The sequence below is a fragment of the Aeromonas piscicola genome (assembly GCF_000820005.1).
GTDB classification, from domain to species: Bacteria; Pseudomonadota; Gammaproteobacteria; order Enterobacterales; family Aeromonadaceae; genus Aeromonas; species Aeromonas piscicola.
Genome location: NZ_CDBL01000044.1, coordinates 49,888 through 62,772, shown reverse-complemented (window position 1 = coordinate 62,772; position 12,885 = coordinate 49,888). Strand labels below are relative to the sequence as shown.

The following is a 12,885-nucleotide window of genomic DNA, read 5'->3' as shown; positions in this document are numbered from 1 at the left end:
ACAGAAGACCCGACACCATGAGACGGGCAGCAATACCACAGCTTTGTGACTCCAGAGGGGTACTACCATCATGCAGGTACCAGCGAGGGACCTTACGCCGAGGATCGCTAAGTTTATCCGATCCCGGCAGGTCCATTTCAAGGTTGTCCATGAGAAGTGTCGTCCTTGGCTTGCTTCACCGCAGTTTGCGTTTGCGCACTGAATAATTGTTCCAGATTCTTTTCCGCCTGGCTTGTCATCACCAGCAGTTCAATACGGCGATTTTGGCTGCCTCGTGGATCGGCTGTATTCTCCAGCATGGTATCTGACATGGCTACGACCTGCCCAACCCGCTCTGGGGGCATGCCTCCGGCAAGCAAGACTCGCCTTGCCATCATGGCACGATCAGATGAAAGCTCCCAGTTGCTGTAGTTGTCACCCGCAAAGGGGGTGCTATCGGTGTGGCCCGAGATCATGACTCGGTTTTCAACTCGCTGAAATATAGGGGCCAACGCCATCAGCATATGCCGGAAGAAGGGACTGATCCGGGCGCTGCCACGGCTGTACATCTCGCGCTCATCATCATCGCGAATGAGGATCCTCAAGCCTTGCGGTACCAGTTGCAGCTCAAGGTTGTTCTTGGCTTGCATCTGATCGGCCAGCGAGCCAATGAACCCGGCCAGTTGCTTCATCTGTGCCTCACCTTCAATTTTCCCCACCAGCAGGTTCTCGTAACCGCCGCTGGCCCCATCAGAAAAGATGCTGCGATTCCGCTCCATATGCTTTGGCATCCGCTGCCCTTCCTCGACAAACTTGGGACTGAGCTCTTCCAGCACGGATGGGTTGCCTCCCAGATCCACCGGGTAGGGGCTGTTGCGGATATCGAACGGGTTGGCTTCACTGTCCATGATGCTGTAGTCACGCAGGCGACTGGCGACGACCTCACGCTCCTCCTGACTTGAGACAGCCAGGATCCATAACACCATGAAAAATGCCATCATCGCCAGGGTGAAGTCGGCAAAGGCCACTTTCCAGGCCCCACCCCCCTTGGGCGCGCTGTTACGCCGTTGCTGGCGTTTGATGATGATCTGCTCGTGATTACGCATTACATGGCCCTGTTTGTCACCCACTCTTCCAATTCAAGGAAGCTGGGTTTAACGTCAGGCTCCAACATCTTGCGGCCCGAATCGACCGAGATGAGCGGGGTTTTGCCACGAAGCTGGGCAATCAGAATAGATTTGATGCACATCAGCAGCCCTATCCGACGCTTGACCATCTCCTCCATGGCGTTGCTGATGGGCTCCAGCAAGCAGTAGCAGAGGAAGATGCCGATGAAGGTTCCCACTAATGCGGCCGCGACATGTACACCGATATTGCTCAAAGGGCCATCCAGCTGCTGCATGGTGATGATGATCCCCATCACCGCAGCCAGAATACCGAACCCTGGGCATGCCTCACCCGTCTTGTGCAGGGCATGTGCCGGTTTGAGCATGTCCTCTTCAATAGCCATGATCTCCTGCTCCAGCATGGTATCCAGCTCATGAGGCGTAATCTTGCCCATTCCCAGTAAACGCAAGTTATCGATGATGAAACCGAGCAATTGAGGATCTTCCGATATCTGGGGATACATCAAAAATACTGAGCTCTGTTGTGGATTCTCAATATGTTCATCGAGTGCCTTCATGCCCTTATTGCGGGTCTCCTCCAGCAATTGGTGCATCAAGGTCAGCAACTCGCGGTAGATCTCTTTCTCATCCTTGTTGGATTTGAAGCACTGCTTCATCTGGCGCCACATCTCATGCATCACCTCTTTCGAGTTACCAAGAAACATAGAGCCGACTGCAGCACCTATGATGATGATCAGCTCAGCGGGCTGCCACAAGGCGATCGGTTTGCCTCCCGCCATCATGAAACCACCCAGCACACAAATGAAAATGACGCCAAGACCAATCTGTTTTTGCATGAACGCTCCCGCAGAATTCAAGGAGCCTCACCACAAGTGGTGAAGCATTAATATATGGAGTCGACCAAACGCTGCTTGAGCTGAAGGACGCACTGTTTGTGCAATTGGCAGACTCGTGATTCGGTCAGGCCCAACACCAGCGCGATCTCTTTCATATTCAACTCTTGCTGGTAATAGAGTGAGAGCAGCAGTTGCTCTCGCTTGTCCAATGAGGTGAGCACCTTGCTGATGGTCATGGCCATATCGACATCATCAGACTCAGTGGCCGGCGCCTTGCCTCCATTCTCCAGCCACTCTTCCAGGCTCTGTAACGCTTCAGCCTGACTGGCATATGCCAATTGGCGTACTTCTTCCACGGTACAATTCAGAGACACAGCCAGTTCCTGCTCCGTAGGAGATCGTCCCAAACGGTTATACAGCTCTCGCTGGGCTTGATTGTGGCTGTGCACCTGCTGGCGTAGTTGACGAGGTCGCCAATCTAGACGCCGAAGCTCATCAAGCATGGCACCACGGATACGTTTGAAGGCGTAGCTTTCAAACTGAGGGTCCGGTTCACTATCGTAACGACGCCAGGCCTCCAGCAGCCCCATCATGCCAACCTGTTCCATATCCTCCTGATCGAAGCAGGCAGAGACCTGACTGCGAAGGTGGCTGGCAGCCCGTTTCACTAACGGCAGATAACGAGTCAATATTGCCTGCTCACCCGTGCGAGGGGGTGAAGTGGCAAACTCAGGCGGCGTATCCCAGTCGGTATTCATCATGTCGGTGTTATTGCACCAATACCTTGGTGATCAACACTTCATCCAAGTAGGTCTTGTACCCATAGCCCTGCAGTGTCATCACCAGTTTACCGAGCAGAGAGCCTTGCAATGCCGTGATGTTCTGCAGCTCTTTTTTCACATCATCGTGCGTACGATGACTGAAATACTGCACCATCGCATTGCGGATGAGCGGGGTCAGCTCATTGAGGGTATTCAATTGTGCCGGATTGTGAGTAACCAGAGCCAATTCCAGCACGAGATAATGAGACTCGGCGCCTCCTTCCAGACTGATTACAAAGCGCTCCATCGGCTTGAACAATGGAGTCGCACTCAACTCTGGCTTGGGTTCGGCCAGCCCCAGCCACACGGCGACCACATCACGCTTCAGATAAACGCCATAGGCCAGCACGGCTAATAGACACAGGGCCATCACGACCACCATCAACCACTTCATGACACGCCGCATAATATGAAATCACTCTCGCTATTGCCGGATAATAAAAATCAGACCAGGGTATTCAGCCAATCCTGCATAGTGCCGTCAGTTGGCTCGAGCTCCTCTTGCCACTGCCGCCTGCCGGCCATGATTTGCGGTTGCTGCCATTTTTCCTGCTGCCCCTGCTCGCTTCCCTGACCAACATTGACCTCGACACCACCAGCATGATGGGGAGCCAAGCTCATTCGCAGTCGCTCCATTGACTGGATCAATGCATCTCGCACAGCAGGATTGCTTATATTGAGCTGAACGTTGAGACGGTCACCATCGACCCGAACTGTCAGTTCAAGCCGCCCCAGCTCAGGTGGGTCAAGACGGATATGTGCTTGCTTGATCTGTTGATTGACCTGGATTTCAACCTTGTCCTTCAACACATCTACCAGTTGCTGCCCCCACTGCGCCGGGTTATCGGCCAACTTGGCGGGGGCCCATTGATACTCAGCTGGCCTGGAAAGAGGCGATGACAACAGGTTCCCCATCACCCCCTTGAGCTCGGGTACACCAGGCTCCTGCTCAACTGGCACCTCACCGCCCAGCAAGGGTTGCAAACTTGCTATCAGCTTGCTGCGCAATGGCAAGTCGCCGGTCTGGGCAGCTTGCTGTCCCACCATCATTCGGGAGAAATCAGTTATGGAGAGCACAGGTTTATCCTGGCCCAACGTGGTCTGTTCAACACCATGGGGTAGTGCCGTCTCCGACCGCCCATATGCCGACAACGAACGCAATGCCACCGATATGGAGGGAGCACGATCGTGCACGGTTCCTCCTTCCTTCCCGCTGCTCATCTCCGCATCAGGCTGAGCAAGTCGTGCAGATGATAACCTCATGACTTCATCCTTCAGGATGAAGACGGGTGGCATGTTGGTGAAGGACTCCAATTGTTCAGTCGCATCTTCTCGCGCGGCATCGACCACATCAGTATCCGCATCCGCGTCGTCAACAACCTCTGCCGGCAGAGTAATGAGTTCTTCTGTAAACGGAAGGTCCAGAGGTTGGTACATTTCGCCTTGCTCGTCAGGCTGACGGGCAAGGCGGTTGAACCCGGTCGATTCGAGGCTAGCTAAACTGTCGACACCGGCAAGCTGGATCATGCCCATTCTTGTACCTCACCATAAGCCTGCAACCCCTCCCGCTTCCGAGACAGATCGTGCCATTCCTGCTCACGTTGTGCCGTTTCTTGCTGACATAACAGCAAGGCCTCCTGTTGCCAGTTGCGCACCTGTGCACGGGCTGGCTCCAATGATGACCACAAATCCGGTTGCTTGAGCATGTGTTGAATGAATTGGGCCAACCGGCTATCGGTCAGACGCACAGCGTCCCATTGGCCAGCACGCGCCTGTTGCAAGATCAGACGACCCAACCCCAACAACTGACGCTGGCGAGTCTCGAGTTCTGTGCTGAGCGGCTTAGACTCTGTCATCGACATGATAATGGCCCCTAATTAAGATGACCTTACCGACTAGCAAGGAGCAGGCCAGATATGGAGCTGAGGAATTTCAGATAATGGCTGCGGTATCGAGTTGAAACAGGGGAAGGATAGCTTCCGCATTAGCGAGGATGCTGTGCCATCGCTTCCCAACCTTCCTTTAATTCCAGCAGAATACGACGAACCTCGGCAAACCCGGCGACATCGTTGGACACGCTGATCTCAAACAAACGCTGCCCACAGTAGTCGTAAAGACGATGCAGGTTGGCTGCAAGCTCCCCGCCCTTCTCCATGTCCAGAGCACTATCAAGTCCCCCCAGGATTTGCAGGCATTTGTTGATAGTCTGCCCTTTACGCTCAAATTGCTTGGCAAGAATATGGCCTTCCGCCCTGGCCATCTCATCAAGCAGACCATCCATCAGCATCAGCACCAGCTGATGTGGATCGGCACTGGCTGCCTTGGCCTGAGTAGCAGCAAACTGATAGGCATCGTAGCCATCTTGGTGTTCAAACATGTACAACTCGCTTGTTCGGAATAAGACGCAGCGGATGGTGGGACTGACTCTGGCTTAGAGTGAGCCCATCGTCTGCAGCATCTGGTTCATGGTGGTGAACTGGTTGAGATAGCGCTTATACGCGGAATCCATACGACGATCCAGTGCTTCCATTCGCTCATTTACACGCTTTTCACTGGCCTCCAATCCGCTCTTGCGCCCCTTCAAAGCACCATCGCGTTTGGTATAAGGATCCAGTGAGTCACTCATCCGTTTGAGCAGACCATCATCCCCCATCAGCGCCTTACCAAGTAACTCAGGGTCCTTCTCCAGCGCCTTGTTGAAATCCGTTTCACTGAAAGAGAGCTTGCCTGCCTTGTCGGTCTTGATCCCAAGACTGCTGAGACTCAGACCATTGGGCAGGTCACGCACACTGTTAGAAAGTACGCTCTTGAGGCTACGTACCCCGCTGTCGGAAGAAAGCGCACCAGGCGCCTTGGGATCGCTGGAGGTCATCTTGGCCAGCTCATCGACCAACTCGTTATAACTTTCGACAAACTTCTTGAGCGAGCCGGTCACTGCCTCCTTGTCCTGCTCTATGTTGACCAGCAAGGGGGCATCACCGCTCTTCTGAGCCTTGGTCAGCTGCAGCGTCAGACCATCCACCACGTTTTCGATCTTGTTGCTGGCAGAGATGATGGTCAACGGATTGTCCCCCCCCATCCGCAACTTGGCATCCTGAGCTTTGGTAATGTCTGTCTTGCCGCTTATCGCGGCTCCCAGTGAATTGCTCGCATCCCCGCGGTAATTGACCGTGATGGCATTCTCCAACCCACTATCCTTGCTGGTCAGCACCATGTTGACCTTGCCGTCGGTTCGGACCAGTGTCGCCTTGACGCCGGGATTGTCCTTGGCATCGTTGATGTGGGAGACCAGATCCTTGACGGTTGAGCCTGCCGGCAGGGTGGCCAAATCGATGTCGATGGTCTTCCCCTTGACGGTGAGCGAGAAGACACCATCCGCAGGCAGGGGGGCCGTTTCACTAGCCAGGCTGAGACCGATCTGATGGGACTGGGCAAGCTGCTCCACAAAGAAGTTGTACTGCCCCGAGCTGGCCTTGCCATTACTCGTCACCGTCATGACCCCGTCCTGGGACATAGTCGCCTTCTGCGCCTGTAAATTGGATGCCTTGTTGAGATCTTTGAGCATGGTCTGGAAAGTCGACAGCTTTGTATTGAGCGTGCTGAGCGCACTCTGCTGACCTTTGATGCCATCCATCTGCTTCTTCAGCAGTGCATCCATGTTCTTGCGTTCGATAGCTACCAGTTGCATTGCCGTGGTGGCCGGATCTATTTGCATCTTAATCCCTCTTCAATTCACTCAACTGGCATGCCTGTTGGGAAAAACCGTTTCGACTCTTTCCAACCGACAAACCCTTATCAGACAAAGGCCGCCCCACGGGAGCGGCCATGCAATCCATTAACGCAGCAGACCAGTTACCATACCGGTCATCTGGTTGGAGTTGGACAGAACGGACATGCCAGCCTGCATCAACATCTGGTTCTTGGTCATATTGGTGCTTTCCTGAGCGAAATCGGCATCCATGATGCGACCATTCGCCATGTCAGTGTTCTCTTTCATGTTGGAAAGGTTGTTGACGGTGTGCTCCAGACGGTTGATGTTGGCACCGAAGGCAGAACGAGCTTCACCGATCTTCTCCAGCATACTGTCCATGGCAGTAATCTGGGCAGCTGCACCAGTGGTCAGGGCGGCAGTAGAGGCAGTACTGATAGCGGTGTTGACGCTGGTTACTTTGGTGGATGCATCGAAAACAAGTTTCTCATCAACGCTGGCACCAATTTGGAAAGTCACACCACCGGTAGCTTGGAATTTGCCACCGGTTTTCAGCAGAGAAGTGCCGCCGAAAGTGGTGTTGTCACGGATGTTACCCAGCTCTTTACCCAGTTCCTTGAACTCGGCGTCCATAGCATCAAGATCCTTGGTGCTGTTGGTACCGTTGGCCGCCTGGGTAGCCAGATCTTTCATGCGCTGGGTGATGTTGGTCATCTCGTCCATGGCGCCTTCAGCGGTCTGGATCATAGAGATGGCATCCTGAGCGTTGCGCATACCCACTTTCTGACCATTGGACTGAGCCTGCAGACGAGTGGCGATTTGCAGACCGGCAGCATCGTCGGCAGCGGAGTTGATGCGCAGACCGGTACCCAGACGCTGCATGGCGGTGCCCAGCATCTTGTTGGTAGAGTTCAGCTGGTTCTGGGTGGTCATGGAAGCAAAGTTGGTATGAATGGACAAGCCCATGGTTATTTCCTCGATTTAGACGCTGCACTGCAGCTTGTTAGGTAGACAAAATAGAAGGACGACCAGGGCATGGAGAAAATTGAGCCGGAGACGACAATTTATTAAGTGATCGGCTCAAAAAGGCGGGAATGGGGATGTCAAAACAGCTGTGGGGCCATTGGCCCCCGCAAAAAATGATAGATAGTCTCAGGCAAGCGCCAGCTCGATCTCATCCAGCAAGTGAGGCAACTCATATTCTAGGTAATCACAGAGCCCCACCCAATCGTGCCGTTCTTGGCATTGGAGCAACTGCTTGGCCAATGTGACCAAACGGACTTGCAGCTCGCAGGGAAAATGACTCATCAGCGGCGTCAATAATTGCAGCAAGCGGCCACATTCAAAACAAGCACTCTCGTCCCTTCCTTCTCGCAGCATAGTGGCCAGCGTCTTGGCCCCCGTTTTGAAACTGGCGACATCAATCATCCGGCAAACTCCTCGTGATAGCGGGTACCCAGAATGCGAGCACCTTCACGACTGCTGTTTTTGAACACGACTTCTGGATGGATCTTGATATAGAGCTCCATATAGTTCAGATAGATACAGAAGCTCAGCAACGTTCTGACCGGTTGGCCGTTACCGTTTGGAACGGTCCGTCGACCGTAACGGGCATGTCCACCCAACACGCCGTCATCCCAGCCGGTGTGGCTTTTGTCACCTGGATAGGAGAGGTCGACACCAAAGAGTGTCACTTGCCCAGCCCCCATCCTAACGGCCAGATCCGTTGCCGGATGTATCACACTGCCACCGGTAAAGAGGCTGGCCCGCCGCAGTTTGCTGCTTAGTCGGACATAGGTATCGAGTGCCTCATAAGCACCATAACGTGGTCCCAGCCAACTGGCCAAGACCCCATTGTCAACCATAGGTATGTAGACCAGCTTGATATCATGGGACCAGTCAGGATGCAGGATGCCACAGTGGATATTGCGATCCACGGTAACGACGATATCAGGTCTGATCCCATGCTCCAGCAGTGGTCGCAAGGCCGTGTCAACACAGATAAACAGGGGGCGTTCAGCCTGCTCGCGAACCTGTTTCAGGCGTTCAAAATGGCCTGCCAATGTTGGTCCTGTTGCCAGCACATAAGCTTCTCTACCTTTCATCGTCCCAAACAGAGCTGCAACATCCTGATCTTGCCGGAGCAAGGCCAGGTTTTCATCAAACCGCTTGAAGACCCACTCATCTTCGAACTCCCCATTCAGGACTTCGCGCCTGCTCTGGATCAAGACCCGGTCCCGGATCTTGGCACTGCGTTCGTCAGCCAGTTCCAGTTCTGCACTCAAAAACAGAAATGGAGTCATGACCAGCTCATTTTCCTCCGCAAGCAACAGGTTGACCCTGGGGTCGGACAGCCAGTCCAGCTGCTCCGTCAAGTGCAAGACCAGAGCAAAGATGGCAGAGTTCATGATCTTGACATTTAGTCGGCGCAGGCGTTTTCGCTGCAGCAGCACCCGCGGCACGTCACCCAACCCTGTGCCATACAGAGTCAGCTCTGCCACCTTCGTTGAAGCCATGGCAGCAATCCGCTCAGCTTCCCGCATCCGGTCATGACGGCTAGTCAGCTGAATACCGTTGATGGCAAGGGTAGAGCTAAGCCCTTCAACCAATTCGGCGGGTACGCTGTTGACATCCTGTTCTTGCAGACATGCCAAGACAGCAGGCCAACGGCGGGCGATGAGCTCTGCGTGCTGGGGGAAATAGTCGATCATGATGTGTTATGTCACTTGCAGAAGAGGAACGGGAAAAGAGAAGAATGTGTTCAGGTCAGCAACGCCACCACATTCTGGCGGGAAACATTTGCCTGAGCCAACAAGCCGGCCATGGTTCCCATGAAGCCACCCTCCTTGAGCTGTAGGCTGAGCTTGCCTTGCAACTGCTCAAGCTCTTCCTGTTTCAGGTTCTGGCTACGCGCCTTCACTCGATCGAGCTGTTTGACCATTTTCTGGCGAAACTGTTTGAGCTCACGCACGGACTGTTCAATCTCGCCAAGCAGCCGCTTCAGGCGCTGTTGCTCCTGCTTGAGTTCACCCTTGTCGATACCCTCACCCAGTTGAGTCAGTTGCCCTGGTTTGAGCTTGAATTGAACCGGTACAGGATTACCAGCCGGAATCCGGATGCCTTCTCCACTCAGCAACACGGGTTCGTCCAGTTTACGTCTGTATTGATCAGGCACACTCAACTCAATCTTGCCGAGTTCGTTTAACCGTACCTGGATATTTTCTTTGCGCAGAGCTCGATCCAGCCTTGAAACCACTTCAGCCTCATTGGCTCCGGCAGGCAATATAACTTCAGCTGCACTACTGGTTTGTGGAAAAGAGAAAACAAGACGCTCGGCACTCGCCTTGGGGGTAAGCAAATCGAGTCGCTCTGAACTGTAATGAACGCGGCTATCTGTAGCAGAAGCCAGCAGACGCGGCCTCAGCTCTGAGGTCAATGGGGCCTTAGGTTGGGTCAACTTGTCTTCTAACAATTTCAGGCGCGATACCAGATCCCCACTCGCAGCACGATTTTGGCCAAGTTGCTGCTCCAGACGTTTAAGCTCCCCCCACACCTGACTCAAGGCTTGCTCCCCTCCCTGGGCATGGGCAATTCGCTGCTGAGCCGTGCCGATCAGAGCCCAGCGATCCAGCCGGACAATATTGGGGTGACGTTCCGTTTTGCTGGCTGACTGGGACGTAGTTTGAGCAGTCACGCGCCCGCGCAGTCGGGGCTGGGCAGGGGTTTCGGCCACTCCGCCCAAACGGGTTTGTTGGATCTGCATCATGGCTCCCTGAACCTGAATTTATGGCATGTAGTTGAACAAGCTCAAGCCGTTGACCTTGGCAAATGCCTGTTGTTGCACTTGCAAAGCCATCAGCACATGAGCCTGCTGGGTGACGGCACTGGCATAATCGAGGGACTCTATCTGATTACTCACTTCCTTGCTATAGACGCCCTTCTCGGCATGCCCTTCATCCACTTGATCAAGCAAATTAATACGAGCACCAATAGAACTCACCATCTGGCTGATATCGTCCTGTAATGTCTTGCTTCTATCCAGCATGTTCCGAGCTTGATCCGCTGCATCGGGAGCACCGCTTTCCATGGCTTCCACCATGGCGTCCAGCTGCTTGAAGAAGTCTCCGTTCTGGATGAAAAGCTGGTCTGCCGTCTGATTGAGCCCCACGGTAACACCTTTGGCGATGCTGACTTCTCGGGTCAACGCATCACCCTGATACTGATAATCACCAGAGGGCGTTTTAACGATCGCAATCTGGTTCACCTGACTGCCGGCAAAAAGGCTCGAACCACTCTCGTTGCGGGCATTGGCCAGATCCAGCAAACCATCCTTGAGAACAGCTGTTTCACTGGCTACCGCTCGGCGATCATCTTCGGAGAGTGAACCAGTGGCCGCGGTTTGGGTCAGCTCACGCAACCGCATCAGCATGTTGGTCATGGTTTCCAGCTGCTGCTCCCCCTGAGAGAGCTGGCTCTTGGCGTTGGCAATATTTTTCTGATATTGCTCCATGGCAACCTGCTCTTTCTTCAACCCAAGCAGGCGTACGCTCCCCACGGGATCATCCGAGGGTTGCAGGATACGTTTGTTAGCCGATATCTGGCGATCAAGCCGAGCATATTCACCGAAACCATGTTGCAGATTGTCGAGCATGCTGAGTTGGATCTGGTTGGTGCTAATGCGCATGGTCACTCCGTCAGAACATGTTCAGGATGGAATTGAAGAGCTGATCGGAAGTACTGATCACTTTGGCATTGGCCTGATAGGCCTTGGTATAAGCCATGATCTTGACCCCTTCCTCATCAGTGTTGACCCCACTGACACTACTCAGTTTGGTGGCCAGCTGTTTCTCCATATTGGCATCCGCCTCCATGGTGGCCTTGGCTTGGCCACTTTGTACCGCCATCCGGCCAAGCAAGGCACTGTAGGCATCATATTGGCTATCTTTGATGGTCAGCAGCTCTTGCAAGTTGCGGTTGTCACCACTACCACCGCCCGCCTTGGCAAAAGCCAGATCATCGCCAGTGAAACCATCTGCAATCTTCAGGGTTCCAGACGGATTGAGTGGATCGTACGTGAAAAGAGATTTCCCCGGGTTACCATGCAGATCGACCCCTCCGCTCTGCTTGGCATTAAAATCATCTGCCAGTTTCTTTGCTATCTGATTAAGCTCGTCACGGAGCGGGCGCAAGACTGTCGTCCTGTATTCGATCACCCCGGCCAGACTGCCACCATGCAGCTTGGGTACATCAAAGGACTGAGGTCCAAAGCTGAGGCTGAGCGAATCACCAGCCAAAGAGAGAGTACTGCTACTACCAGCCAATACCAGTGGTTGTCCCTGAGGCAAACTTAACGAGAATGAACCATCACTTTGTCGGTTGACCCTAACTTCCATGAAGGTCGACAACTCACGCACGATCTGCTCGCGACTGTCTTCCAGTACCGAGGTGTTGACCCCCTTGGAAGCCTGCTCGCTAATCTGGGTATTCAGCTCGGCCACTTGTTTCAGGTAGCTGTTGACCTGAGAGACAGTGCTGTTCAGTTGATCGTCGATCTGCTTCTCTTGCGTCAACATGCTCTCGTTCAACTGGCCAAAACGGTTGGCCAAGGCACCGGCAGAGCTGACGATCTGGCTGCGCTGCGCTGGCGTCTCCGGGCTGTCGAGTGCGGCACTCAAGGAGGCAAAGAAACTGTCCAGTCCCTTGGCAATATTCATCGACTCGCTACCCAACAACTGCTCGGTGGTATTGATGTACTGATGAAATGAATAAGAGGCGCCAGTGGAAGAGCGACTGCGCCAATGCTGTGAAACCAAGTAGTCATCCGTGATCCTGCGAACACCGGTTACCTCTACCCCCATGCCGTTGTCCAATCGACCAAAGCCGGACAGACTGCCCATCATGGCTTCCTGGCGGCTATAGCCTATGGTATTGACGTTGGCGATATTCTGGGCGGTGACATTTAACGCGATCTGGGCCGCGTTAAGTCCGCTAAAACCGATATTGAGCATCGACATCAGTCAACTTTCCTCATTTTTGCCGAATTCAGAGGCTGACTGAAGGCAGCCAGGGTCTGTGATTCTAAAGCGACCACAGGCTCGGCATTCTTTAATGTCGGCGCCAATTGGCTGACCATCTGCTCTTTCAGCCCCATACCGCCACGCTTGACCAGACTCATCGCCAGTTGACTGTCATACATGTCGCGATATAGATCTTCTCCTTTAATAATCTTGTCGTCTTCATCCTGCATGGCGTCGGAGGCTGAACGCATATGCTTGAGCACAGTCTGTAAAAAGCTCACTTCAAATTGGCCCGCAGCGGCATCCAGCGCCGCACGTTGATCTGGATTGCTCTTTATCTGCTGCAATTCATTGAGATCCTGATAAAAACCAGGCTCTGACGTTATTCTGGTCATA

General features: G+C 53.7%; 15 protein-coding genes. All 15 read right to left on the bottom strand.

The annotated features are described in order from the left end of the window. Nucleotides 1–137: 137 nt before the first annotated feature. Nucleotides 138–1,085, bottom strand: a complete 948-nt coding sequence (gene lafU, locus BN1128_RS09340; protein ID WP_042867969.1) for a lateral flagellar motor protein LafU — start codon at nt 1,083–1,085, stop codon at nt 138–140. Then, complete coding sequence (gene lafT / locus BN1128_RS09335; protein ID WP_005314215.1) at nt 1,085–1,942, bottom strand: lateral flagellar motor stator protein LafT; 858 nt, start codon at nt 1,940–1,942, stop codon at nt 1,085–1,087. Before lafT ends, lafU begins: the two co-directional genes overlap by 1 nt. 47 nt (nt 1,943–1,989) lie before the next feature. After that, entirely contained in the window at nt 1,990–2,703 is a 714-nt protein-coding gene (gene lafS, locus BN1128_RS09330; protein ID WP_042867965.1) for a lateral flagellar system RNA polymerase sigma factor LafS, read from the bottom strand. Between the two features lie 7 nt (nt 2,704–2,710). Beyond that, entirely contained in the window at nt 2,711–3,169 is a 459-nt protein-coding gene (gene lafF, locus BN1128_RS09325) for a lateral flagellar basal body-associated protein LafF (protein WP_042867963.1), read from the bottom strand. A gap of 38 nt (nt 3,170–3,207) precedes the next feature. Then, nucleotides 3,208–4,296 (bottom strand): lateral flagellar hook-length control protein LafE, encoded by a 1,089-nt coding sequence (lafE, locus tag BN1128_RS09320; RefSeq protein ID WP_042867962.1) that lies wholly within the window; start codon nt 4,294–4,296, stop codon nt 3,208–3,210. After that, the gene (locus tag BN1128_RS09315) at nt 4,287–4,625 is read right to left on the bottom strand and encodes a hypothetical protein (RefSeq protein WP_042867960.1); all 339 of its coding nucleotides are present in this window, start codon (nt 4,623–4,625) and stop codon (nt 4,287–4,289) included. The genes lafE and BN1128_RS09315 overlap by 10 nt, the downstream gene beginning before the upstream one ends. 122 nt (nt 4,626–4,747) lie before the next feature. After that, complete coding sequence (gene lafC, locus BN1128_RS09310; protein WP_042867958.1) at nt 4,748–5,140, bottom strand: lateral flagellar export chaperone LafC; 393 nt, start codon at nt 5,138–5,140, stop codon at nt 4,748–4,750. Between the two features lie 54 nt (nt 5,141–5,194). Beyond that, complete coding sequence (lafB, locus tag BN1128_RS09305; protein ID WP_042867955.1) at nt 5,195–6,478, bottom strand: lateral flagellar capping protein LafB; 1,284 nt, start codon at nt 6,476–6,478, stop codon at nt 5,195–5,197. A 120-nt stretch (nt 6,479–6,598) separates the two neighbouring features. Continuing rightward, entirely contained in the window at nt 6,599–7,438 is an 840-nt protein-coding gene (lafA, locus tag BN1128_RS09300) for a lateral flagellin LafA (RefSeq protein ID WP_042867953.1), read from the bottom strand. Between the two features lie 186 nt (nt 7,439–7,624). Further along, nucleotides 7,625–7,900 (bottom strand): hypothetical protein, encoded by a 276-nt coding sequence (locus tag BN1128_RS09295; protein WP_042867951.1) that lies wholly within the window; start codon nt 7,898–7,900, stop codon nt 7,625–7,627. Further along, complete coding sequence (locus BN1128_RS26200) at nt 7,897–9,183, bottom strand: motility associated factor glycosyltransferase family protein (RefSeq protein ID WP_042867949.1); 1,287 nt, start codon at nt 9,181–9,183, stop codon at nt 7,897–7,899. Before BN1128_RS26200 ends, BN1128_RS09295 begins: the two co-directional genes overlap by 4 nt. 50 nt (nt 9,184–9,233) lie before the next feature. Continuing rightward, the gene (locus BN1128_RS26195) at nt 9,234–10,235 is read right to left on the bottom strand and encodes a hypothetical protein (protein ID WP_042867946.1); all 1,002 of its coding nucleotides are present in this window, start codon (nt 10,233–10,235) and stop codon (nt 9,234–9,236) included. Nucleotides 10,236–10,256: 21 nt separating this feature from the next. Then, nucleotides 10,257–11,156 (bottom strand): lateral flagellar hook-associated protein LfgL, encoded by a 900-nt coding sequence (gene lfgL, locus BN1128_RS09280; RefSeq protein WP_005314249.1) that lies wholly within the window; start codon nt 11,154–11,156, stop codon nt 10,257–10,259. 10 nt (nt 11,157–11,166) lie between these two features. Next, nucleotides 11,167–12,486, bottom strand: a complete 1,320-nt coding sequence (gene lfgK, locus BN1128_RS09275) for a lateral flagellar hook-associated protein LfgK (protein WP_017411903.1) — start codon at nt 12,484–12,486, stop codon at nt 11,167–11,169. After that, entirely contained in the window at nt 12,486–12,884 is a 399-nt protein-coding gene (locus BN1128_RS09270; RefSeq protein ID WP_042867942.1) for a rod-binding protein, read from the bottom strand. Before BN1128_RS09270 ends, lfgK begins: the two co-directional genes overlap by 1 nt. Between the last annotated feature and the right edge of the window lies 1 nt (nt 12,885).